Here is a 26,094-nt window from a genome sequence, read left to right as displayed (position 1 = left end):
TTCATTGCAAACTATGTCCCAACCCCGTTTCGTACACTTAAAAGTACACAGTGATTTCTCAATGATTAATGGCTTAGCCAAAGTGAAGCCATTAGTAAAAGCCTGCGTTGCCAATAATATGGTGGCAATGGCGATCTCCGATTTTAGTAACTTTTGTGGACTTGTGCGTTTTTATGGCGAAGCACAGGGCTCAGGCGTTAAACCAATTGTTGCGATGGATGTTCTCGTTCGCCCAGAGCCAGAGAGTGAAGAGCGCTTTGAACTGACACTGCTTGCCAAAAATAATACAGGTTATCAAAATATTACCTTACTCATTTCAAGAGCCTATCAACAAGGCTATTTTGATCTCCCTGTGCTAGAAAAAGCATGGCTTGCTGAGCTTGCCGATGGCATTATTGTGCTATCTGGTGGGCGAATGGGAGATGTCGGCAAAGCCCTGCTCAAAGAAAACGATATTGAAGCAGAGAACTTACTTAGTTTTTATCAGCAACATTTTCCAAACCACTATTATCTTTCTCTTTGTCGAACAGGACGTGTAGATGAAGAACGCTACATTCAGCAAGCGGTCAAATTTGCCAAAAAATTTGCCATTCCGTTAGTGGCTGTCAATGATGTGATGTTTCTCAAAGAAGAAGACTTTGAAGCACATGAAATTCGAGTTGCTATTCACGATAGCTACACTCTTGATGATCCTAAACGCCCTAAAAAATACTCACCACAGCAATATTTCCGTTCAGAGGCGGAAATGTGCCAACTCTTCGCCGATTTACCACAAGCCTTAGAAAATACGGTGCTAATTGCCAAACGCTGTAATGTGACGATTCGTTTGGGTGAATACTTTTTGCCAAATTTCCCAACGGGCGAGCTGTCTACCGAAGACTATTTAGTACAAAAATCTCGCGAAGGTTTGGAAGAGCGGCTTGAATTTCTCTTCCCAGATCCCGAAGAGCGAAAAAACAAGCGGTCGGTTTATGACGAAAGATTGCAAGTTGAGCTAGACGTGATTAACCAGATGGGCTTCCCTGGTTACTTCCTGATCGTGATGGAATTTATCCAGTGGTCGAAAGACAATGGTATCCCTGTAGGCCCTGGGCGTGGTTCTGGTGCTGGCTCGTTGGTGGCATATGCATTAAAAATTACGGATTTAGATCCACTCGAATTTGATCTTCTTTTCGAGCGTTTCTTAAACCCTGAACGTGTTTCAATGCCCGATTTTGACGTGGACTTCTGTATGGAAGGGCGAGATCGAGTCATTGAGCACGTTTCAGAAACTTACGGTCGCCAAGCCGTTTCACAAATTATCACCTTTGGTGCGATGGCGGCAAAAGCCGTTGTGCGTGATGTAGGGCGTGTGCTTGGACACTCCTACAGTTTTTGCGACCGCATTTCCAAACTCATTCCACCTACCCCAGGTATGACACTGGAACAGGCTTTCAAAGAAGAGCCAAAGCTACAAGAACTGTACGACAGTGATGAGGAAGTTGAAGCACTGATCGACATGGCTCGCAAGCTTGAAGGTGTTACCCGTAACTTCGGTAAACACGCAGGTGGGGTAGTGATTGCCCCAACCGCGATTACTGATTTCTCACCACTCTATTGCGATAATGAAGGGCTACACCCTGTTACCCATTTTGATAAAAATGATGTGGAATATGCAGGGCTGGTAAAATTCGACTTCTTAGGGTTACGTACGCTCACTATCATCAAATGGGCGTTGGAGATGATTAATACTCGCCTTGAAAAAGAGGGTAAAGCACCAGTACGTATTGAAAGCATTCCATTAGATGATAAAAAATCTTTCGACCTTTTACTGAAATCTAAAACCACCGCGGTATTCCAGTTGGAAAGTCGCGGCATGAAAGATCTGATTTCTCGCCTAAAACCCGACTGTTTTGAAGATATTATTGCACTAGTGGCTCTGTTTCGTCCTGGACCTCTAGAATCGGGCATGGTGCAGAACTTTATCGACCGTAAACACGGTAAAGAAGAAGTTTCTTACCCCGATCCACAATATCAGCACGAGTGTTTAAAACCGATTTTAGAGCCCACTTACGGTGTTATTGTTTATCAAGAGCAGGTGATGCAGATCGCACAAGCGCTTGCAGGTTATACACTGGGTGGAGCGGATTTACTTCGTCGTGCGATGGGTAAGAAAAAGCCAGAAGAAATGGCAAAACAGCGCTCAGTATTTGAAGCAGGTGCAGAAGCCAAAGGGATCAATGGTGAATTAGCGGGTAAAATTTTCGACCTTGTAGAGAAATTCGCTGGTTACGGCTTTAACAAATCTCACTCTGCTGCCTATGCGTTAGTCTCCTATCAAACCTTATGGCTCAAAGCACATTACCCCGCGGAATTTATGGCAGCGGTGATGACTTCCGAGATGGATAATACCGATAAAATTGTTGGCTTCTATGATGAATGTATCAATATGGGGCTAACCGTTGTACCACCAGATGTAAACAGCGGAAAATACCGTTTTAGTGTTAATGAAAAAGGTGAGATTGTTTACGGTTTAGGCGCAATTAAAGGCGTAGGCGAAGGCCCAGTTGAAGAGTTATTACGGGTACGTGAAGAAGGGGGAATTTTTAAAGATCTATTCGATCTCACCGCTCGTGTCGATTTGAAAAAACTCAATCGCAAGACCTTTGAGGGACTGATTATGTCAGGCGCATTCGATAAACTAGGGCCACACCGTGCTGCCTTGATGAAAAATTTAGAAGATGCATTAAAAGCTTCTGATCAACACGCTAAAATGGAAGAATTGGGGCAGAGTGATATGTTCGGCGTACTCACTGAAACCCCTGAAGAAGTGCAAAATGCCTATGCCAATACCCCAAAATTCTCTGAACAAGTGATTTTAGATGGAGAGAAGAGCACGCTTGGCTTATATTTAAGTGGACATCCAGTGGGACGTTTCTTAAAGGAATTGGCACATTATGCTCCTACTCGTTTAAACGAATTACAACCCACTTTTCGTGGACAAAATATTACCGTAGCAGGGATTGTGATGGCTTCTCGTATTGCGGTAACGAAAAGAGGCAACCGTATCGGCATTGCCACTATTGAAGATAGATCGGGTAAACTGGATCTCACGCTATTTTCGGAAGCATTGGAAAACTATGGTGATCTCTTACAAAAAGATGCCATTATTATTGCCACAGGTTCAGTACAGCACGATGATTTTAGTGGCGGTTTAAAAATGTCAGTGCGTGAGGTGGCAAGCCTAGATGAGGCTCGTAGCCGCTATGCAAAAAGCTTAGCACTTGCGATTAATCAAGAACAAATTACGCCTGCGTTTATTAAAGATCTTAAAGGGATTATTGAACCCAATAAAGAGGGCACTCTGCCACTACATTTTTACTACCAAAGCCCTACAGGACGTGCATTGGTACGTGGTGGCGTTGAATGGCGAGTAACACCAAAAGAAAATATGCTGGTGCAATTAAAAACCCTACTTGGTGAAAATGCAGTAGAGTTAGAATTTGAGTGATCTGTCGCTCAAAGTAAGCGGTCAATTTCGCATAAAATTTTACAAAGGAAACCTTATGCAGTTGCAACAATTTAAAACACAGTTACCAACCATCGCAACCGTATTGGTGGCTTTGTTTTTTATTTTGGTACTTCACTTTAGAATTAGCTATAACTTAATTCCAATGCTACTAAGCCTGCTCGGAATAGTGTTACTTTATCCGCAAATTAAGCAACGAAAATGGCAATTAGCTCAAACAGATAAATGGATTATCGCCACTTTTAGCCTCTATTTTCTGCTTTTTGTTATCTCATTAATCCTTCATCAAAGCAAAATACGGGAACTTGATCTACCAGCACGTACATTGTTATTACTCCCTATTCTTGCCGTTTGCTATAAAATTCAGCTAAAAACAATTTGGATCTTATATGCTATTGTGCTTGCAACAATCACAGCTGCTGCGATAGGCATAGTACAATTTTTCATTTTAAAGCTACCGTTTCTCTTTCCCGCCATGATGTATATTCAAGCTGGGGATATTTTAATGTCGCTATCACTATTTTCTTTGACAAGCGCTTTCTATTTTAAGCAACAGCAAAGTAAGTGGTTTATTTTAGCTCTGCTTGCAACTAGCTTAGGTATTTTTACCTGCTTACTTAATCAAGCTCGAGGTGCTTGGGTAGCGGCGCCATTCATTGTGATTTCACTCTTTGTGCTAAATCGTCATTTGCTCTCAAAATCTGTCGTGGTAACACTACTTATTGCAGCTGCGATTGCTGCTTTCTTTGCTGGACATTTAGTACAAAAACGTTGGTCGCAAGCACAACAAGAAATCACCTATTATCTTGAAAAAAATGATGGTACTACTTCGGTCGGTGCTAGACTAGATATGTGGAAAAGCGCTCTCATTGGTATTCAAGAAAAACCATTGTTTGGCTGGGGGTTAGAAGGTGTAAAACAATTACGAAAAAAACATTATGAACAGCGTATTATCTCTGAATATGCATCTCAGTTTACTCATGCTCACAATCAATATTTGCACGATGCTAATGTGCGGGGGCTATGTGGTTTAGCTGCTTTATTAGCGCTATTTTTCGTCCCCTTAAGCATTTTCTTTAAAAATATGCGACAAGAGAGAAATAATACACAAAATCATTTGTGGGGTTCTCTAGGAATCATACATATTTTATCAACTATGGGTTACTGTTTAACCCAAGCGTTTTTCTCGCATAATTCAGGAATGATGTTCTACATTTTTTGTACCCTGCTTTTCTTAGGTCTGCAACAGAATAGCTTAACCCAAGTATCCTTAGGAAATAAATAATGTTACGCTTTTTCTATACCTCTTTAATTCATTTAATTCAACCATTACTCCTATTGATAATGTACAAACGTGGTATTAAGCAACCGGAATATCGCCAACGCTTAAGCGAACGTTACGGTATCTATAACGATCTTGTACAACCAAAACCACAAGGCATCGTTATTCACGCCGCATCTGTTGGGGAGGTGATTGCAGCAACCCCGCTTATTAAGCATTTGCAAAAAAACTACCCTAGGTTACCAATTACCGTAACAACGGTGACACCGACAGGGTCTGCGCGGGTAAAAGCAGCCTTTGGCGATCGCGTTTCACATTTCTATCTACCTTATGATTTGCCTTTTGCTATTCGTCGTTTTATCCGTTTCGTACAACCCAAATTATTTATCGTTATAGAGACCGAATTATGGCCCAACCTGATTCGCCAGATGCGGCTTAGTAAAATCCCGTTCATTATTGCCAATGCTCGTCTATCGCCACGCTCAGCTAAACGCTATGGCTGGATTCGCTCCTCAGTTGAAAATATGTTGGCAGAAATTGAGCTGATTTTAGCGCAAGATAGTGTCAGTGCCGAACGCTATATTTCTCTCGGTTTTCCTGCAGAAAGGCTAATTAATACAGGCAACTTAAAATATGATCTGGTAATTGATGATAAACAGCGCCAAAAAGTGCACGATACTGCTATAAAGCTCAATATAACACATCGCCCAGTTTGGATTGCAGCCAGTACACATGAAGGCGAAGAGCGAATTATTTTAGAAGCTCATATTAAATTATTAAAAAAATACCCTGATTTACTGCTTATTTTAGTACCTCGTCATCCAGAGCGTTTTGACTCTGTTGAGCTGTTAGTACAAAAAATGAATTTAGCCTATATCAAGCGTTCAAGTCACCTGCCAATTATGGGAAATACCCCTGTATTACTTGGTGACACCATGGGAGAAATGATGATTTTATATGGGTTAGCACAAATTGCTTTTGTTGGTGGCAGTTTAGTTAAACATGGTGGGCATAATCCGCTCGAACCTATTGCATTTGAGCTTCCCGTGATTTCAGGCCAACACACATTTAATTTTCCGGAAGTATTCAGTAAACTACGTGAAATGAATGGTGTGATAGAAATTCAGAGCAATTGTGATAGCCTTGTCGAAGCGGTTGATTATCTACTTGAACATCATGAGAACGGAAAAAAGATTAGCCAAGCAGGCTTTGCTGTATTACAAGAAAATCAAGGGGCGCTACAACGCCACTTAGATTTACTCGCAAAATATATTGAGAACTAAAAATGAACATCGCAATTTATGCAGGAACGTTTGATCCAATTACTAACGGGCATTTAGATATTATTCAGCGTGCCACCCAACTATTTGATAAAGTGATTATTGCTGTGGCAGAAAATCCTTCGAAAAATCCATTATTTGAGCTCAAACAACGTGCCGAGCTTGTGCAACAAAGCACTGCCCATTTAAGTGGTGTTGAAATCATTGCATTTAGTGGTTTACTTGTAGAACTTGCTCAAAAATACAAAGCAAAATGCCTCATCCGCGGTTTACGTGGCGCCGATGATACCGAATACGAAATTCAACTCGCACAGCTTAACCAAAAATTGGCGGGCACACTGGAAACAATCTTTTTTCCCCCCGCGGTAGAGTGGCGTTACCTCTCTTCAACAATGGTGCGTGAAATTTTCCGCCATCAAGGGGATGTTGCGCAGTTTGTACCAGAATGCGTACATCATGCTATCAAGCGGTTAAAATTTTAGAAAAATTTACAAAATAGGACATTATATGAACTCAATACCACAACAAGATAAACAAAATCTTATTTGGATCGATCTCGAAATGACAGGGCTTGACCCTGAAAAAGAGAGAATCATTGAAATTGCGACAATCATCACTGATAAAAATCTCAATATCCTAGCTGAAGGCCCTGTACTTGCCGTGCACCAGTCCGATGAGCTACTTGGTAAGATGAGCGAATGGTGTGTAAAAACTCATACAGCAAATGGCTTAGTTGAACGAGTAAAAACCAGTAAATTAACCGAACGTGCGGCAGAGTTACAAACATTGGATTTCTTAAAAAAATGGGTGCCGAAAGGCGTCTCACCTATTTGTGGTAATAGCATTGCACAGGATAAACGCTTTCTTTACAAATATATGCCAGAACTTGCTGAATATTTTCACTATCGCCACTTAGACGTGAGTACGCTAAAAGAACTTGCCAGCCGCTGGAAACCTGAGATACTAAAAAAATTTAGTAAAACTAACTCTCATTTAGCGTTAGATGACATCCGAGAGTCAATTAATGAACTCAAATTTTACCGTGAACACTTTATCAATTTGGAAGAATAATGTCACAATCTGATTTTTTTTACTGTACCGATGAAACTCAACTTTTACAATTCGGTCATAGCTTGGCACAAATATTAAAGCAACAGCTAGCTACTCAAAGTGAAAATGGCTTAATTATCTATTTAAATGGGGAATTAGGTGCAGGAAAAACGACCCTTACTCGCAGCATCGTGCAGGCTTTTGGACATCAAGGCAATGTAAAAAGCCCAACTTATACCTTAGTTGAGGAATATAATCTGCCTCCTTATGCGTTATATCACTTTGATCTTTATCGCTTAAGTGATCCAGAAGAGCTGGAGTTTATGGGAATTCGCGATTATTTCCGCCCGCAAACGCTCTGTTTATTGGAATGGGCGAGCCGAGGAGAAGGTATGATTCCACCGGCTGATTTAATTATCCAAATCGACTATGCTCCACAAGGTAGGAATATTCAGTTGCAGCCACAAAATCCGGTTACAGAGCAGCTTGTTGCAAATTTTTACGCAAAATTGACCGCTTGATAAGGAATAATAAATACTATGACAAAATTTATCCGCCAATTTACTCTCGGATTAGTTAGTCTGCTAATTGCTATTAGCGCACAGGCAAAGCTAACGATTGCAATTGACGCAGGACACGGAGGAAAAGACCCCGGAGCTATCGGTAAAAATCTTGGGCTAAAAGAGAAGGAAGTCACTCTTGCTATCGCCCGAGAATTAAAAGCATTACTGGATGCCGATCCAAATTTTAAAGCAGTTATGACTCGTAATGGTGACTATTTTATCCAACTACCCAACCGTACTGAAATCGCTCGCAAGGGTAAAGCAAATTATCTGGTTTCCATTCATGCAGATTCCTCACCAAGCTCAGATAACTTACGTGGTTCATCGGTCTGGGTTCTGTCGAATCAACGTGCAAGTGATGAACTAGGGAAATGGCTTGAAGATCGTGAAAAACAATCTGAATTATTAGGGGGGGCTGGCTCGGTATTATCAAATGCAAACGAACGTTATTTAAACCAAACCGTGCTAGATTTACAGTTTTCTCACTCACAACGTGCAGGCTATGAATTAGGGAGAAATGTATTATCAAAATTGGCGAATGTCTCACCATTGGCAAAGAAAAATCCACAGCATGCTAGCTTAAGCGTGTTACGTTCACCTGATATTCCATCTATTCTCATTGAGACTGGTTTTTTATCCAATCCAACAGAAGAACAGCGCCTTGCAACAACAGCTTATCGCAAGCAGGTAGCCCGAGCAATTTATCAAGGTTTGGTAGCTTATGCGAATAAAACCGCTCGCTACACTACCCCAAAAACCGTATACAAAGAAGATAAATCAATAAAAGCACAAAGCGATTCGGCTAAAAAAATAGAGACTAAAAAATCAACAAATACCACAAATGCAGAAGAGAACAAAAAAGTCGCGGCCCAATCTAAGACAACAGCAAAAATAGAAAGTAAATCCAAAGAGAAGGACAATAAATCATCAGCTAAAAACACAGAACAGGGCAAAAAAAATCAAGAGAAAAGTGTAAACCCTAATGCAACACACCACATTGTGGCGCAAGATGAAACACTTTACCGTATTGCCTTAATGTATAAAACTACCCCAGAAAAACTCAGCCAACTCAATAATATCAAGAATAATAATATTCGAGTTGGTCAGCGGCTTAAAGTGAAGTAAAAATAGCCCAAGCCAAATGGCTTGGGCTATTTTTATATCACAAAGCCTTAATCAGAAAAGCTACGTTTAAAACCACATCATCAACCAAATTCGTTTTGATCTTTTTCATCTCTTTGCTTTTTTACTTTTCTTCTTATCTTTGTACAAAAGCACTATAGCTATACGCTGTTAGTGTTTTTACCTTATTCTCCGACACTTTTAAAACCATATTTTTATGATGGTTCTTTTTTGTTAATGAGATCACATTTTTGCAACAAAATAATAAACAATATTGACACAAAGCGAAATGCGTATCAATCTTAATTGCGTCTCTTGTATTAAAAGAGGTAAACCACTATCCTTTATAGGAGAATCAAGTATGAAAGAACTTAAACAATGTTGCTTACATCATGTATCAGGAGGAGCTATTGCGGTCAGTAGCGGATGCCCAGAATGTGATGATTTCTTTGGAATAGAAGAAGAAAAAAATACTACAACAAGTAGTAATAGAACAGGAGATGCAGCTCTTATTGTAGGGACAACGGGAGGACTTATTGGTGCTCGAGTAGGAGGTGCTTTTGGTAGTCCATTTGGTGGAATAGGAATTGTTGCCGGAACCTACATAGGAACTAGATTAGGTGAGTTCATTGATGAATCTGTAAAAAATAACTCTTTACCTCCACTTGGAGATCCCCAAATCCTATTAGACTATATTAAGAATGAACAGCCTTGGTAAATATAATGAAATTTAATTTAATTTATATCTTTAATATTAATCTTCTATATTATAAATGATATCATAAATAATGAAAATAGAGCTTTAGTATTTTCTATAGTTAGTTTATTTGTGTATCTTATCTTGAGAAGATTAAATATAAAATAACATGTTCAGACCAGAAGTCATTAATCATCAAAAATGGAAAAATACTGCCGTACTAATCACTGAAATGACTGTTTAGCTAGTTTTTTCCATTTTTATTCATTTTCTCTGGTTCTATTCATGCACGCTATCTATATTTTCTAGAAAATAAAATAAGTAGCGGATGCCCAGAATGTGATGATTTCTTTGGAATAGAAGAAAATACTAAAGAACTACCTGCCACTAGTTGGGATAACTGGGGAGGAAAATATTCAGGATTAGGATCATTAATTGGTGGTAGATTCGGTTTTCAAGGAGCTGTCATTGGATATGCGGTAGGAACTGCTGTTGATGTAATTAATTTTAATAATTTAGGAGAAAACTATAAGAATTATATCATCAGTGAAATAAAAGATGGAAATATTCCTGCGGATTAGATTATGAAAAATAATAAAAAACCACCTATATTTGGATTCTTAATAGCCGTATTAATAATGCAGACATATCATAAATATGTGGAAATACATTTTATTTATGGAATATTGATTGATGTATCAATATTACTGGTAGTACCATTTTTATGCGGTAAATTATTTCAATATATAGCTAATTTGTATAAAAAATATGTTTCGTGAAGAAGCCATTAATCATCAGAAATGGAAAAGCACCGCTGTACTAATCAGTAAAGTACCTGCTTGGTTGGTCTTTTCCGTTTCTTTCTTTATTTTCACCGCCTTTATCCTATTTATTATCTTTGGCAGTTATACCCGAAGAGAAATTGTTGTCGGTGAATTAGTGATGCAATCTCATCCGATTATTGTTTCTACTCCCAAATCAGGCTATATCTCTGAAAGTTATGTTGAAATCCATCAAGCAATTAAAAAAGGTGATCCGTTATTTAAAATTACATTAGATCGTATTACTGATAGCGGAAATATCAGTATCAATTCAATTAATTTATTAAAATCTCAAATTACGGCAACGGAAAAAGCGATTCAATCCTTAGAAAACAATAAGAATGAAACAATTAAAAGTCTAAATAAACAAATTGATAACTATAAATCGATTCAGCAAGATAAATCTAATTATTTGGTTGAAGTGCGTAAAAGTATGAATGATTATGCTGAATTGTTAAAAGTCTATCAAAAATTATTTAAGCAGGGGCATTCCTCCCACGATGAAGTAAATAATCAACGTTCAAGGTATTTCCAACAAAGAACGATTTTTAATGATGTGACGCAAGAATTGGTTCAGCTAAAGTCGAATATTCTAAATTTGGAAAATGAAATTGAAACCCGTAAAACCGACTTTGATAATCAGATTATTCGCTATGAAATGCAAAAAAGCGATTTGGATATTCGTTTAATGGAGCAGGAATCGGTTGCCGAAATTATTGTGAATGCTTCAGCCGAGGGTATTGTGGAATCGATCGGTGTAACAGTCGGGCAAATTGTGAAAGAAGGTGACGTACTTTCACAGATTATTCCTCAAAATAAGGGCGATTATCAGCTGGTGGTTTGGGTACCGAACAGTGCTGTTTCTTTTATCAATACCGACAATGAAGTTAATATCCGCCATGAAGCCTTTCTGTTTGAAAAATTCGGTCAGTTTAAAGGGAAAATAAAGCACATTTCTACTTTGCCCGCTTCTTTGCAGGAGCTCAGTTTTTATAAAAATCTGCCACAAAATATCGAACAGGGGATGGTCCCACTCTATAAAACACAGATTGAATTACAAAATCAAAATGTAAATTACAATAATAAAACCCTCTATTTTATGAGCGGAATGAAAGCGGAAATTACCTTATTTTTAGAAAACCGTAAATTATACGAATGGATGCTGTTCCCTATGTATGAATTAACCAAAAATATGGAGTAGAAATGAAAGGAACAAAACATTACCCAAACAAATTATTAACAAAATATTGACAACATGACCACAATTTGATTATAATATTGATTCGCATTATCGTTACATTTCATACTTTTTCATATTCATTTTTTCTGAAGGAATGATTATTTAATATCATCTATAGTAAGTAGGTATAATAATTATAATTCTGTTTTTGTGATAAAGGAGATTTATGTGAAATATTTTTATAAAAAGATAAAAGAAAGTTTAGAGTATTTTATATTTTTATTATTCATATATTTTATATCACTTATATTATCATCCAGTTTTAATATTCACATCACATATTTCCATTTTAATAATATTAAGAATAGTTTTATTTTTTAAATTTTAAAATCACAAACTTTATAAAAGGTAAATAGATAAAATGACAGACTTCATTTTTTTAGCATTTATTATTGTTGTTCCTGTAATTATAGTAAAGTTGTTAGATTTGTTTTTATTCAAGAAATTATTTAAAGAAAAAAACAAAAATGACACTGCTCAAATAGTATCTTATATATTAACAATATTATTAATCGCAATATGTAAAAAATATATTTATTTATTATCCAAGTGTAATAATGCAGAGTTTAATTAATTGTTCCATTGTTATCATCAAGGACAGTTTTATATTTTTATAAAAAACTTGATGAAAGAAAAACAAGATGTTATTAAAGAAATATTTTTAATAGTATTAATTGTAATTATAAACTGAAGATATTGTTGAAGTAACCTTATATGGAATAAAAGATATACCTGAAGATAAAAAAGAAAAACCTCAGGATTTCTTTGGAAATTATCTTATATCGGCGTTTTGAATTTTTGTTATTAATGCATGGTGTTTTTATATGTATATTAAAGTACTATTTTTTACTCTAAGCGTAACCATTCCGTTTATCTATAAATTGTTTATGGAATATAGAGACTATAAAACTTTCTTTAAGAAATCTCTGTCTAGGATTTTATTTATCTCTCTATTTTCTAACCTGTTTTTTTATGCAAAAGATAATTATATGAAAAGTGAAGGAGGTATATATATTTTAATAAATGCGACAAGTATTGGCATTATATTAATATTGTTTTTTTTTATTATGTTCAAAATTAAAAATCTAATTAAAGGAGAGTAAATTGAAAGAGCTATCAGTTGAACAATTAAGTTTGGTATTTGGAGGTTCAAAAAATAATGCGCCTGATTTAGCTTCTTATGGTGTTGCGTTTGCAACTGGATTTATTAAAGGTGGTGCATTAGCTGGTGTTTCGAGTGCTTCTGTAAATTTAGCACTTGATTTAGCTCGTAGTCTTCCTATTACAGTGAACGAGGAATCCTTACCAATGGGAATGACAGAATTAATCCCATCATCTTTGCCAATAAAACCGAATTTTGGTACATCAAAGATTATAAATTCAAAAAACCAATCAGGCTCAGCCTATTGTGATGATTGTAACTACCAACAATTAATTAGTGGCAAACGGCATTGTAAATGAGCCAAGTGTCGATGTTTTCTCTCAGGAAATCGCCCAGTTTACCGGTTGCCATATTTTTTCCAGTTTATATATCGCCTTTAATACTCAACGTTCATTTAAAAGCCATTGGGATAGTCGTGATATTTTTGTGGTTCAAATGCAGGGTAAAAAACGTTGGATTATTCACGCCCCGAGATTTAAAAATCCGTTATTTATGCATCGCAGTAAAGATATGCCAGAATACGATCCGAATTTAGATGATGTGTATATGGATATTGTTTTAGAAGCCTGAGATATTCTCTATTTACCTCGTGGCTGGTGGCACGACCCTGTTCCAGTTGGAGAAGAGACTGTCCATTTAGCAGTAGGGGTATTTCCTGCCTATGTCAATAATTATTTGACTTGGATCGCTCAAAATATGGTTGAAAAAGAAATTGCCCGAGCCTCTTTATCTTATTATGAAGTTGACAAAGTATTTCTTGAAGAATTGGCAAATCAAACTGCAGAATACATAAAAGATAGAGAAAATTATCGGAAATTTATTGAAAATTTCTATGATAAAAAACGGATTGAAAAACCGCTGAATTTGGAAACTTTTGGAAATTGTCAATGTAATTCTATGTCAGAGAAGCAAAAAATTTCATTTAAAACTAAAAACCACTATTTTAATTATGAAAATAAAATTATTTCAAATGGTTATGGGATTTATCTAGAAATTGGGCAATTGAATGCGCAAAGCTAACCAATATTCACCAAGAAATCATGGCAATGCCGATGAACTATGAAACCCTATTAGGCGAATTAGGCAACCAATTATCTGGTGGACAAAGGCAAAGATTATTTATTGCCAGAGCCTTATATAAAAAGCCGAAAATTCTATTTATGGATGAAGCAACCAGCCATTTAGATGAAAAAAATGAAGAAATCGTTAACCAAGCAATCTCACAACTTAATATTACACGTGTTATTGTAGCACACCGCCAATCGACAATCCGATCAGCGGATAGGGTTATTCAACTCACTTAATAAGCTATTTTTGCTTTGCTTTTAACATCGCCATCATATCCTGCAAACCTGCTGATACTTTTTGTTGGCGTTGAGCTTCCGTCATTGTCGGCTTATCCCGCTCCCATTGCAAATCATCTTGTGGGAGCTCAAGTAAAAAACGACTCACTTCAGGTTTAATGACTTCGCCATATTGACGACGTTCTTTACACAGTGAGAAAGTCAGCGTCTGTTGCGCGCGTGTGATGCCAACATAAGCAAGGCGGCGCTCTTCTTCTACATTGTCATCATCTAGACTATTTTGGTGCGGCAAAATCCCTTCTTCCATTCCAATTAAGAAAACATGAGGAAATTCCAAGCCTTTTGAAGCATGTAATGTCATCAACTGAACTTGATCAGATTGATCATCATCTTCCCCTCGCTCAAGCATATCGCGTAGGGTTAAATTTGCCACTACTTGCGCAAGGCTCATAGAATCTGTTGTTTCATCACCTTCTAACATTTTTTCTACCCAGTCAAACAGAGTTTCCACATTTTTACTCTGCATTTCTGCCGCTTTAGGGCTACTCGCAGTTTCGTACAGATAAGCTTCATACTGAATTTTACTCAGCATATCCGTAATTGCAGATTTTGGCTCCGATCTCAGCGCTTGATCACTTAATGCAACAATCCAGTGAGCAAAATCCTGCAGAGCTTGATAGGGTTTAGGCGAAAGCCGTTGAATCAGCTCAAAATCAAAAATCGCCTCAAATAGACTCACCTGTTTTTCATTCGCTAACTGTCCTAGTTTTTCCAAGGTTGCCGCCCCTATCTCTCGCTTAGGAGTATTTACTATGCGCAAGAATGCCGCATCATCATCTTGATTAACCAACAAGCGCAAATAGCAAAGCATATCTTTGATCTCAGCCTTGCTGAAAAACGATGTTCCTCCTGAAATTCGGTAAGGAATGCGGTTTTGCATCAGCAACTTTTCCAAGAGCCGAGACTGGTGATTACCCCGATAAAGAATGGCATAATCTTTGTATTTAGTTTTGTGAATATAACGATGGGCTATCAACTCTCCGACAATTCGTTCTGCCTCATGCTCCTCGTTTTTCGCCTCAATCACATTGAGCTTTTCGCCCTTACCAAGATTAGAAAATAACCGTTTGTCGAACAGGTGGTCATTATTGTCGATCAAGATATTAGCACAGTGCAAAATTCGTTGGCTGGAGCGATAGTTCTGTTCTAACTTGATAACTTTCAAATCAAAATCATCACGCAAACGAGCCATATTTTCCGGTCTTGCACCACGCCATGAGTAGATCGACTGATCATCATCGCCTACTACAGTGAAATTTTTGTGGCGACCAACAATCAACTTAATCAATTCATATTGACTGGTATTGGTATCTTGATATTCATCCACTAATAGATAGCGGATTTTATTCTGCCAGCGCTCAAGCGCTTCGGGAAATTGGCGAAATAAAAAAGTGGGCAACATAATCAAATCATCAAAATCCAAGGCATTATAAGCCTTAAGCTGATTTTGATATTGCGCGTAGAAATGAGAAAAAATACGCTCCTGTTCAGTTTTACAACGCCCGATAACCTCCTCAGGCAATAGCAGGTCATTTTTCCAATTTGAAATTGCTGAAATCAGAGCCTTAAGCAGATCTTTATCTTCGCTTACTGTTTCAGGGAGAAGATGTTTCAACAAGGCAAGCTGATCATGTTCGTCAAACAGCGTCATTCCCGACTTAAACCCAAGTAGTTTGTATTCACGCTTTAAAATCTCAAAACCGAGCGTGTGAAAAGTGGAAATGGTTAGCCCTTTAGTCTGTGCCTTACCAATAGAGTGCGCCACCCGCTCACGCATTTCTCGTGCTGCTTTGTTGGTAAAGGTTACAGCTGCGATTTGCTTAGGCGCATAGCCACAGTGGGCAATCAAATGAGCAATTTTGTTAATAATTACCCGCGTTTTACCTGAACCTGCGCCAGCCAGTACAAGGCAAGCGCCATGCACATATTCTACCGCTTGTTGTTGTTGAGGATTGAGTTTCATTACAGTCCCATTTTCTACGTTTACAAGCGGTCGAATTTTACGGATTTTTTGCAAGTTCTCAAATAGAAACAACAAAATGTGCAATTTTGCACATTTTTTAGCAATTTTTATTGACTCTAGCCCAAATGACATTTACCCTAGTTTACAAATCTTGACACAATAAAGGTGTTGTATAACGTCTTTAACAAAGCACCAAACTTTTCAAAACATCGTGTCTGTAGAAATTGGGATATTAATCTTGGTGGGTTAGAATTTAAGGAAATACAATGGCTGATTTTATCTTAATTATTATTATAGTTGCTTCAATTAGAATCTTTTCTATTCAGCTAAAAAACAGAAATATTACTACGCTCCGATCGTTAAGTATTCTCTCGCTCATTAATGCAATAATCTTCTTTAGTAAAGTTTATTTTATGGGAGAACACGGCTATTCCCTATTAAGAGCGATAAGTTATTCTATTGCTATGGCACTGATTTTTTTACCGATTACTTATGCTATTTATCGAAAAGATTAGCCGCTCAGTATTAAAATGCCTTTAGTGAGAACACATATGAAAGTTCTACTCTTTTACTTTACCCTTAGTCTTGCGACTTGTTCTCACATCCTTTTCCCAACTCCCTCCGCAAGAGCAACGCTGTTATAAGCAAATCAATGGCTGCACACGCAAAGTATTCCATTGGTAAGCTGATAAAAAAGATTTCCTATCCGCACGGTTTAAGAGAAAAGTAGTCAATATTAAGCAATGACCACTAGCTGATTGAATGTTAAAATTCCCTTATTCTGTATTTTGGGGCATAACCATGAATATTCTTGAGCCACTCTCTCTTCCTCTAAATCAATCCGTATTAATTGAAGCTTCTGCAGGTACAGGGAAAACCTATACCATGGCAAATCTCTATCTACGTTTAATTTTAGGTATAGGATGCGAGCCTTTAACCACAGAACAAATATTGGTTGTCACCTTTACCAAAGCAGCAACTCAAGAGCTAAGAGATCGTATTCGAACTAAATTAGGCAATGCAGCTAAGTGGTTTCAAGATGTGGAAAGTGAAAACTCAAAAGCAGCATTTGCGCAAGATCCTTTTTTATTCGAGCTCTATCAAGCCATTGAGCCAAACCTTAATACCGCTCGCTTACGCTTAAAAATTGCTGAGCGAGAAATGGATCTTGCCAGTATTTTTACTATTGATAGCTTCAGCCAAAAAATGCTGTTTCAGTATGCTTTTGATTCTGGAATGCGCTTTGATATTGACTTACAACCTGATGAAAAAAATTTATTAGCGCGCTTAAGTGAAGAGAGCTGGCGAGAGTTATTTTATTCGATGTCATTAGCCGAAAGCGAATTGGTACGTAAACACCTCAAAACCCCTGCACAGGCTTTAAAAATCGTACAAGCTTCCCTTTCCGGCTCATTACCAGCATTATCCGCACACCAATCCGTCGTTCAAAGCCGGCTGGCCGACTTTGCTCAACAAAAAAGCCTCGCTATTAGCCAATTAAAACAATTCTGGCAAGAAAATAGCGCCCAAATCAGCGCCCTAGTTTTAGGTGAGTTGGATAAAAAATACCCGCCAAAAACGCCAAAATCTCTCAGCCGCCGTAGTTACACACCTGCTCGTACTTCACAATATCTTGCCGAACTTGATTTATGGGCAAAAACGCATAGTACGGCCCTCCCCGCAAATTGGGAAAAATTCACCCAATCTTTTATCGCAAATAAAGCAGAAAAAGGGGCTGATCCGTTAGTCTCGCCACTCCTTGAGCAGGCAGAGCAATTAGCTCAACATTACTCACAGCAGTTTAGTGAGAAGCAGGAATATAACATTCTAATTTTTCGTTTTTTAACCCACCTACGCAAGAAACTCTCGGCCTATAAACAATCGCACCGAGAAAAAAGCTTTAACGACATAACCGATTTCTTACACACCGCGCTACAAGGTGAAAATGGTGATCGCTTTGCCCAAGCTATTCGTACACAATTCCGTTTTGCGATGATCGATGAGTTCCAAGATACTAACCGCCAACAGTATGAAATTTTCCAGCGCATTTTTATTCAAGGGGTAGAAAATCAAGGTTTTATCATGATTGGCGACCCAAAACAGTCGATCTATAAATTCCGCCATGCGGATATTTTCTCGTATCTCAATGCAGCTAAACAGGTAGATCTATGCGTAACCATGGATAAAAACTGGCGCTCAGTGCCACAAATTGTTAGCGATATTAATGCGCTGTTTAGTTTTCCGGAAAATGGCAAAAGTCCGTTTATTTATCAAGGTATTCAATTCCAAGCAGTACAGGCTAAAGAACCTGATGAAACCTTGCAGGGAGCAAGCCAAAGCAATTGCTATTTGTTACCTGAATTTGATGCACAGCACGCCGCCGAATATTGTGCTTACCACATCCAACAACAGCTCAAACTTGCTGCACAAGGCAAATTATTTTTGCAAAAAAATGGCGAGAAACATCCGCTTGCAGCCAAAGACATCACAATTTTAGTTCGAGGTAAAAACGAGGCTGAATTGATAAAACATGAGCTATGGCGACGAAAAATCCAAGCAATCTATCTCTCTGCGCGTGATAGTGTGTATGAATCTGCCGAAGCACAAGAATTGCTGTTTATTTTGCAAGCCTGCGTTAATCCATATCACCAAGGCAATTTATTAACCGCAGTAGGCACCTCACTTTGGAGTCTTGCTGCCCACGAAATTTTTCAGTTAAAGCATGATGAACAACGTTGGGAAAGCTATGTTGAGCAATTTATTCATTATCACCGCATCTGGCAGCAGCAAGGTATTTTACCGATGCTCCATAAAATCTTCCTAGAACAAGGCATTATTCAGCGTCTAAGTAGTCAAGAAAATGCTGAGCGACGCATTACCGATTTACTTCACCTTGCCGAGCTACTACAAGAGGCAATGCTCGAATGCCGTAATGAAAGCGCATTAATTCAATGGTTTCAGCAGCAACTTAATGAACCCAATGGGCAATCTGATGAACAAAAATTACGCTTAGAAAGCGAACAAGCGTTGATAAAAATTGTGACAATTCACGGCTCAAAAGGCTTAGAATACCCAGTTGTTTGGTTACCATTTATTGCAAAAGCAAGCAAGCCATTCAGTGAAATAGGCGCCTTTGGTAAAAAGAATACACCCACAACTTACCATGATGAAAACCATGCATTGCGTTGGGCTTTTTCGCCTCTTTCTGAACAAGAACAACAACAACTTACGAAAGAAGAATTTGCAGAAGATTTACGTTTGCTTTATGTTGCTTTAACCCGAGCAAAACACCAATTAAACCTGATTTTACCTGAGCAATTCGACGAAAATTGGAATAGTGTAAGCTACCTGCTTAGTAATGGCGAAATTGGTTTGGGCGGTGAAGAGATTCAACAACCAACCGAGCAACTTTTGGCTCAAAAGCAACTCCGCTGCCAAATACAGCCATTTAGCCCTGTACTAGCTGATACTTGGCAAGCCACAAATGAAGCGCCAACAATCCTTCAGCCAAAAGTTTTTCAAACCCAGATCCATTCAAATAGGCAGCTCACCAGTTTTAGTGCATTACATGCACAACATGAGCGTTTGCAAAATAGGGAGCTAAATCAACCGCTTGTTATCAGCGATGACGCACAAGATTACGATCGCAGCCAAGACTATTTAGCAGCGGATGATAGCAACGAGGAAAGTAAACTGTTCTACAGCCCTTTCAGCTTCCCGCATAATACTAAAGTTGGTAATGTATTGCATAAAGTATTTGAAGAATGGCACTTTGCCGAGCCACTGACAAGCGCTCAAATTCAGGAAAAAATTTGCCAACCGCTAGACTTAAGCGAAGAATGGCTTGAGCCTCTACAACTGTGGCTCAATCAAATTATCTATACACCTTTTGCCGATAATCTTCGCCTAGCTGATTTTGCTAGTGATAAACGCTTAAATGAATGGCAATTTTATCTGCGTTTACGTAATGAAAAAGCGTTGCCACAACTTAATCAGCTTTTGAAAGCAGAAAGCCGTTTAGCCAAAAATCTACCAGATTTTCATTTTAAACAGCTAGATGGCTTTGTACGCGGTTTTGTTGATATGGTGGTACAAGAGGCAGGCAAATTCTATATTATCGACTACAAATCAAACTATCTAGGTAAACTGCCACAAGATTATTGTGCTGAAAAAATCGAAAAAGCGATGGGGCAATATCGCTATGACCTACAATATCTGCTCTATACACTTGCACTACACCGTTACTTGAATTCTCGGCTTGGTAAAGATTATAGTTATGAAAAGCATTTTGGCGGGGTAGCTTACCTGTTTTTACGGGGAATGAATGGTGAGCTAAACAGCGGTGTTTATTTTGACCGACCTAGTCAAACCCTAATAGAAAAACTCGATCAACTATTTGATTAAGCACAGGTACAATTAGGTTGTCTAATTTATTGAGCCTAGGGCAGCACTACGCTGCCCTTATAGATTACTGTTATTTCTTTGCTTTAATATTAGCCACTTTTTGTGAACGATAAATTGCATTAATGGCATGCACAAGTGCTCGTGCGGAAGATTCAACAATATCGGTTGCTAGCCCCACACCATGGAATTTACGCCCTTCATATTCCACTACAATATCTACTTGTCCTAATGCTTGTGCACTCTCTCCTTTAGCGGTGAGATTGTAATGTGAAATATTTAATTCCATACCTACGATATTCATGATCGCATTATATGTGGCATCAACTGGGCCATTACCGCCTTGAGAGGTCGCACTTAAACGTTCGCCATCAAGCTCAACTTGCACAAAAGCAGATGCCGGCAAACCGCTAATCAGTTGAGTCGTAATCACATCCAATTTTAAACGATCTTCATCGCCCGCTTGCATATCAATAAAGGCTAGTGCTTCCAAATCATAATCAAAGACTTGTCCTTTTTTATCTGCCAATGCAAGGAAGGCTTCATAAAGTTTATCTAAATCATAATCGCACTCTTGATACCCCATTTCTTCCATATGGTTTTTTACCGCTGCACGACCTGAACGAGCCGTTAAATTCAGCTTCTCTTTTTTCAGACCAATAGTTTCTGGCGACATAATCTCGTAAGTGTTCTTATTTTTCACCATGCCATCTTGATGAATTCCAGAAGAATGCGCAAAGGCATTTGAGCCAACAATGGCTTTATTTGGCTGAATTGGCATATTGCAAAGCTGACTTACCATTTGGCTGACACGATGAATTTCTTGAGTGTTGATCCGAGTATCTAGCCCGCCGAACTGTTCAGAACGCGTTTTTATCGCCATTACCACTTCTTCTAATGCGGTATTACCAGCACGCTCGCCAATACCATTGATGGTACATTCAATTTGGCGTGCACCATTTTGAATGGCTGTTAAAGAATTTGCCGTTGCCATACCCAAATCATTATGGCAATGAACTGAAATCACCGCTTTATCGACATTTGGTACTCGGTTCATGACATTCGCAATAATGCTGCCATACTCTACTGGCAGGCAAAAACCAACAGTATCAGGAATATTTACCGTCGTTGCTCCGGCATTGATAGCAGCTTCAACAACACGACAGATATTGTCTACACCTGTTCGACCTGCATCTTCACAAGAAAATTCTACATCATTGGTATATTTTCTTGCTCTTTTAACCGCTTGTACCGCCATTGCTAATACATCATCAAAAGACTTACGCAATTTAGATTCTACGTGTAAAGCAGAGGTTGCAATAAAGGTATGAATACGGAAAGCTTCAGCGACTTTCAGAGCTTCTGCAGCAACATCAATATCTTTTTCTACCGCTCGGCTTAATGCACATACTCGGCTATTTTTAATATGACGAGCGATAGTTTGTACCGATTCAAAATCACCGGAAGAAGAGACCGGAAATCCAACCTCCATCACATCTACGCCCAAACGTTCAAGCGCTAAAGCAATTTGTAGCTTTTCTTTCACCGTCAAGCTGGCTTTGAGTGATTGCTCACCATCACGTAATGTAGTATCAAAAATAATAATGTTATTGTTGCTCATATTAAGCTCCTATTAAGAATTTTTGGCTATGCTTGCAAAACACAGGTAAAAAAAAACCCGCATTTAAGTGCGGGCAAGTGTGGATAGTACTTTTCTCCAACTATACATCAGCCTCGCACCAAGCGCGATAACAGTCGTAAGCTAAGAGAGAAGTGTTTTACCATTGTTGTGTGTTTTATGTTTGCATTGTTATTCAGAAATTGCAGGTATCATATCTGCTTAAAAAATGAAGTCAATAGCACAACATATAAAAGCAAACGTTTACCATGTTAAATTAACGTTAAATAACAGACTAAAATATTTAAAAAAATAGATTTATTAAAATTTAAATCTGTTTTATTGCGTTTAATCTCGCATAAAAAAAGGCAGTTTTGCTAAAACCTACTCTTTTCTGCGGTTTAGCACAACTGCTTAACATTTGAGCTAAAATAGAAAAACGTTCCCAAAACTAATAAAATTAAGCCAGATATTTCTTTTCTATTTTGGTATTTTTAAGCAAGAACGCCATTTAATTTGAATTATCAACAGACCCTAGCTAAAATTTATTAGCTCTATCAGTTCGATTTATCAGGAGAGATGCTATGACTCTACCCTTTCGTGCCGTTATTTCTGATTTAGACGGTACACTTCTTAATGGTGAACATCGCCTAGGTGATTTTACCATTCAAACGCTAGAACGACTTGCCGCCAAAGGTATTGATATTTTTCTTGCTACAGGTCGTAGTTTACCGGATGTAAAACATATTATTGCTAAAGTAAACGTACAGGAAGCAATGCTGGTCACCTCTAACGGCGCAAGAGCTAATAATCTCGCTGGCGAATTACTTGCTCAGCACCATATTCCAGAAAATATCGCACTTGAGATTATGCAGAATACTCCCTTCGATCCTAACGAAGTCTGCTTAAATAGTTATCAAGGTGATGAATGGTTTATTAATAAAGATATTGAGCAACTACGTAAATTCCATCAAGATTCTGGCTTTATGTATCAAGTAGTTGATTTTGCTCAGCATCATGGTAAACAAACTGAAAAATTTTTCTTTATTGGCAAAACAGGCGAAGCCTTAAAACCAATTGAACAATTTATTACCTCCCGCTATGCAGAACAGCTTCAAATCACTTATTCCACCATTCAATGTCTCGAGATGATGACCAAAAATGTTTGCAAAGCAAATACTCTGGCTGAACTTGTAAAATTACGAGGTTATTCTTTGTCAGACTGTATCGCTTTTGGCGATGGTATGAATGATGTTGAAATGCTCTCACAGGTAGGCAAAGGTTGTATAATGAGCAATGCTGATCCACGTTTAAAACGTGCTTTACCAAATAACGAAATTATCGGTGAAAATAAACATGAAGCTGTAGCGCATTACCTGCACCAATTATTTCAATTACATTAAAAGCAAAGCTTTTTGCAAAAAAACTGTCGAAAACGACTGCTTGTAACCTCTATTATTATTTGAAGACAATGAAGTATCTAAAATCCTTATTTATACTCGCCATTCTTGCTGGTGGCGGTTATTTCGCTTATCAGCAATTTTACACTGACAGCAACAAGCAGCAAGTTCACTACATTACCGAAGAAGCTCGTCTTGGCAGAATTGATAAAAGTGTGCTTGCGACAGGTTCTGTGCGAGCCAACCAGCGTATTGAAGTTGGCGCACAGGTTTCTGGTAAGATCCAGAAAATTTACGTTACACTTGGACAACATGTTAAGCGTGGTGAACTGCTGGCCGAAATTGATTCAAGCAATCAACAAAACCAACTTGATACAGCTCAAGCTCAACTTTCTATCTATAAAGCGCAACTAAGCTCAAATCAAATTGCACTACAAGTTGCCGAATCTCACTATAATCGTTTAAGCAAGCTCTATCAGCAAAAAAGCACTTCGCAAAATGAATTAGAAAATGCGAAAAATACCTTGGCTTCTGCCCGTGCCAATGTTGAACAAAGCAAAGCACAAATTCGCAGTGCAGAAATTTCTGTTAATGATGCACGAGTAAATATGGGCTATACTAAGATTACCTCCCCCATTGATGGTGTTGTGGTTTCTATTCCAATGTCGGAAGGGCAAACTGCTAATTCTAATCAAGTATCTCCCACCATCGTGCAAGTTGCAGATCTTTCAAAAGCCTTAATAAAACTAGAGATCTCCGAAGGAGATATTGCGCAAGTACGTGAAGGTCTAACAGTTACTTTTAGCACACTTTCTGAGCCTGACCGCCTCTATAAAGGTATCATTGATACGGTTGATCCTGCTTTAACCACACTAACTGATAATACTTATAGCGAAACATCAGGCAACAGCACTGCTGTATATTACTATGCGAACGTATTAATTGATAATAGCGATAACACACTACGTATCGGCATGACAACACAAGGTAGAGTGGTGATTGCAGAAAAAAATAACGTACTACTCGCACCAACGACAGCGATCAAAAAACGTAAAGGTCGTAATGTGATTGAGGTGTTAGAAAATGGCAAAGCAGTAGAGAAAGAAGTGCAGCTAGGACTTGCCGATAGCCAAAATACAGAAATTCTTTCAGGCCTAAATACAGGTGATAAAATTATTACTGCTCAACGTAATGCAAATGAAAAAGTAGGCAGCAATAATATGCGCATGCCTCGCTTTTAATAAACAATAGGGGTTATGCCCCTATTTTGGAGAACATAATGAACATCTATCTTTCAACTCAAAATGCGCCCGAACAATGGGGTAAAAATGCACTGCTTTCTTTTAATGAAAATGGCACAACTATTCACCTTTCCTCCCCTCCGCTTATTAGCATTCAAAAAGCGGCACGTAAAATCAAAAATCAGGGACTGTTAAATGTTTCTTTACAAGGTCGTGGGTGGGATTTAGAAGCCTGTTGGGCATTTTATCAGGGCTTTACTAGCGTAAAACAGGCCGGAGAAATTCAGTTTCCAGACTTAGGCGAAGAGCAAGCTGAATTGAATGCACGTCTTGAATGCTCTAGCTTTATGCGATGTCTCATTAACCAACCATCCGACCAGCTCACACCTGAAAAATTGGCACACGATGCTGCAGAGTTCATTTTACATCAAGCAGAAAAATACGCGGCTAAAGGCTCTGTTTCCTTTGAAATTATTGCTAGAGAAGCACTCAAAGAACGTGGTTATCACGGCATCTGGACTGTAGGGAAAGGCTCTGCTAATCCGCCAGCGATGCTCCACCTTGATTTCAACCCAACAGGCAATCCAGAGGCTCCTGTGCTTGCCTGTTTAGTTGGTAAAGGCATTACATTTGATACTGGAGGCTATAGCTTAAAACCAAGCGATGCGATGTCCACGATGCGAACGGATATGGGGGGAGCAGCCTTAACCACCGCTGCACTAGGTTTTGCAATTGCTCGTGGGCTAAAACAGCGAGTTAAACTTTATCTCTGCTGTGCCGAAAACATGATTAGTCATAACGCCTTCAAGTTAGGCGATATTATCCATTATCGCAATGGTGTCAGTGCCGAAGTATTAAATACAGATGCAGAAGGCCGTTTAGTATTAGCCGATGGTTTAATTGATGCCTCAAAACAACAGGCTAAATTTATTATCGACTGTGCCACCCTGACGGGGGCTGCAAAAGTGGCTTTAGGTAATGACTACCATGCTCTACTTTCAATGGATAACGCCTTAAGCCAAGCATTATTAAACGCAGCTACCGCAGAAAATGAGCCCTTCTGGCGTTTACCTTTTGAAGAGTTCCATCGCTCACAAATTAGCTCGTCTTTTGCAGATATTGCAAACATAGGGTCAGTACCTGTTGGAGCAGGTGCAAGCACTGCCACCGCATTTCTTTCCTATTTTGTCGAAAACTATCAGCAAAATTGGTTACATATTGATTGCTCAGCAACTTTCCGAAAATCATCAAGTGAGCTCTGGGCCGCTGGCGCAACAGGCATTGGTATGAAAACCTTAGCTCACCTATTACTCAGTCAAGCTCAATAACAAGCGGTCGATTTTATATATTATTCTGCAAAAGGATCTCATGGAGATCCTTTT

The 26,094-nt window shown here is 38.5% G+C and carries 18 protein-coding genes and 1 pseudogene; 17 read left to right on the top strand and 2 right to left on the bottom strand.

Features of this window, described 5'->3' with window-relative positions:
• Nucleotides 1–13: 13 nt before the first annotated feature.
• The 13 genes and pseudogenes from dnaE to F542_RS02920 all read left to right on the top strand — a co-directional run bounded on the left by dnaE (nucleotide 14) and on the right by F542_RS02920 (nucleotide 14,029).
• Complete coding sequence (gene dnaE, locus F542_RS02995) at nucleotides 14–3,490, top strand: DNA polymerase III subunit alpha (protein WP_025266876.1); 3,477 nt, start codon at nucleotides 14–16, stop codon at nucleotides 3,488–3,490.
• Between the two features lie 55 nt (nucleotides 3,491–3,545).
• A complete protein-coding gene (locus F542_RS02990) occupies nucleotides 3,546–4,793 on the top strand; it encodes an O-antigen ligase family protein (protein WP_015433012.1) in 1,248 nt (415 codons plus the stop codon).
• Nucleotides 4,793–6,073 (top strand): lipid IV(A) 3-deoxy-D-manno-octulosonic acid transferase, encoded by a 1,281-nt coding sequence (gene waaA, locus F542_RS02985; RefSeq protein ID WP_015433013.1) that lies wholly within the window; start codon nucleotides 4,793–4,795, stop codon nucleotides 6,071–6,073. The genes F542_RS02990 and waaA overlap by 1 nt, the downstream gene beginning before the upstream one ends.
• Before the next feature lie 2 nt (nucleotides 6,074–6,075).
• Nucleotides 6,076–6,552 (top strand): pantetheine-phosphate adenylyltransferase, encoded by a 477-nt coding sequence (coaD, locus tag F542_RS02980; RefSeq protein ID WP_015433014.1) that lies wholly within the window; start codon nucleotides 6,076–6,078, stop codon nucleotides 6,550–6,552.
• Between the two features lie 25 nt (nucleotides 6,553–6,577).
• Nucleotides 6,578–7,141 (top strand): oligoribonuclease, encoded by a 564-nt coding sequence (orn, locus tag F542_RS02975; RefSeq protein ID WP_015433015.1) that lies wholly within the window; start codon nucleotides 6,578–6,580, stop codon nucleotides 7,139–7,141.
• Nucleotides 7,141–7,641, top strand: a complete 501-nt coding sequence (gene tsaE, locus F542_RS02970) for a tRNA (adenosine(37)-N6)-threonylcarbamoyltransferase complex ATPase subunit type 1 TsaE (RefSeq protein ID WP_015433016.1) — start codon at nucleotides 7,141–7,143, stop codon at nucleotides 7,639–7,641. The genes orn and tsaE overlap by 1 nt, the downstream gene beginning before the upstream one ends.
• Before the next feature lie 18 nt (nucleotides 7,642–7,659).
• A complete protein-coding gene (locus F542_RS02965) occupies nucleotides 7,660–8,808 on the top strand; it encodes an N-acetylmuramoyl-L-alanine amidase (protein WP_015433017.1) in 1,149 nt (382 codons plus the stop codon).
• A gap of 358 nt (nucleotides 8,809–9,166) precedes the next feature.
• Nucleotides 9,167–9,523 (top strand): hypothetical protein, encoded by a 357-nt coding sequence (locus F542_RS02960; RefSeq protein ID WP_015433018.1) that lies wholly within the window; start codon nucleotides 9,167–9,169, stop codon nucleotides 9,521–9,523.
• Between the two features lie 747 nt (nucleotides 9,524–10,270).
• Nucleotides 10,271–11,524: an HlyD family secretion protein gene (locus tag F542_RS02950; protein ID WP_015433019.1), complete on the top strand. Its 1,254-nt coding sequence runs from the start codon at nucleotides 10,271–10,273 to the stop codon at nucleotides 11,522–11,524.
• A 1,143-nt stretch (nucleotides 11,525–12,667) separates the two neighbouring features.
• Nucleotides 12,668–13,024, top strand: a complete 357-nt coding sequence (locus tag F542_RS02935) for a hypothetical protein (RefSeq protein ID WP_025266870.1) — start codon at nucleotides 12,668–12,670, stop codon at nucleotides 13,022–13,024.
• Nucleotides 13,002–13,337: pseudogene (locus F542_RS11205) on the top strand (JmjC domain-containing protein); the annotation flags it as partial. The gene F542_RS02935 and the pseudogene F542_RS11205, both read left to right, overlap by 23 nt.
• 84 nt (nucleotides 13,338–13,421) lie before the next feature.
• On the top strand, nucleotides 13,422–13,745 hold the full coding sequence (locus F542_RS11200) for a hypothetical protein (RefSeq protein WP_407636815.1): 324 nt from the start codon (nucleotides 13,422–13,424) through the stop codon (nucleotides 13,743–13,745).
• 32 nt (nucleotides 13,746–13,777) lie between these two features.
• Nucleotides 13,778–14,029 carry an ATP-binding cassette domain-containing protein gene (locus tag F542_RS02920; protein WP_269319468.1) on the top strand — a complete coding sequence of 84 codons (252 nt, stop codon included), beginning with the start codon at nucleotides 13,778–13,780 and terminating at the stop codon, nucleotides 14,027–14,029.
• 4 nt (nucleotides 14,030–14,033) lie between these two features.
• Here the strand turns inward: F542_RS02920 and rep are convergent, their stop codons facing one another.
• On the bottom strand, nucleotides 14,034–16,052 hold the full coding sequence (gene rep / locus F542_RS02915; protein ID WP_025266869.1) for a DNA helicase Rep: 2,019 nt from the start codon (nucleotides 16,050–16,052) through the stop codon (nucleotides 14,034–14,036).
• An 801-nt stretch (nucleotides 16,053–16,853) separates the two neighbouring features.
• Between rep and recB the strand changes: the two genes are divergently transcribed.
• Nucleotides 16,854–20,456, top strand: a complete 3,603-nt coding sequence (gene recB / locus F542_RS02905) for an exodeoxyribonuclease V subunit beta (RefSeq protein ID WP_025266867.1) — start codon at nucleotides 16,854–16,856, stop codon at nucleotides 20,454–20,456.
• Nucleotides 20,457–20,526: 70 nt separating this feature from the next.
• On the opposite strand, the gene leuA is transcribed toward recB, so the two are convergent.
• The gene (gene leuA, locus F542_RS02900; protein ID WP_025266866.1) at nucleotides 20,527–22,074 is read right to left on the bottom strand and encodes a 2-isopropylmalate synthase; all 1,548 of its coding nucleotides are present in this window, start codon (nucleotides 22,072–22,074) and stop codon (nucleotides 20,527–20,529) included.
• A gap of 581 nt (nucleotides 22,075–22,655) precedes the next feature.
• Here leuA and F542_RS02895 point away from each other — a divergent pair.
• From F542_RS02895 to pepB, 3 genes are all read left to right on the top strand, one after another.
• A complete protein-coding gene (locus tag F542_RS02895) occupies nucleotides 22,656–23,474 on the top strand; it encodes a Cof-type HAD-IIB family hydrolase (protein ID WP_025266865.1) in 819 nt (272 codons plus the stop codon).
• A gap of 68 nt (nucleotides 23,475–23,542) precedes the next feature.
• A complete protein-coding gene (locus tag F542_RS02890) occupies nucleotides 23,543–24,712 on the top strand; it encodes an efflux RND transporter periplasmic adaptor subunit (RefSeq protein WP_025266864.1) in 1,170 nt (389 codons plus the stop codon).
• A 38-nt stretch (nucleotides 24,713–24,750) separates the two neighbouring features.
• Entirely contained in the window at nucleotides 24,751–26,040 is a 1,290-nt protein-coding gene (gene pepB / locus F542_RS02885) for an aminopeptidase PepB (protein WP_015433030.1), read from the top strand.
• Nucleotides 26,041–26,094 lie beyond the last annotated feature (54 nt).

Source organism: Bibersteinia trehalosi USDA-ARS-USMARC-188 (genome assembly GCF_000521725.1).
Classification (GTDB): Bacteria; Pseudomonadota; Gammaproteobacteria; order Enterobacterales; family Pasteurellaceae; genus Bibersteinia; species Bibersteinia trehalosi.
The sequence above is the reverse complement of the archived record's forward strand: the minus strand, read 5'-3'. Positions and strand labels throughout refer to the sequence as shown.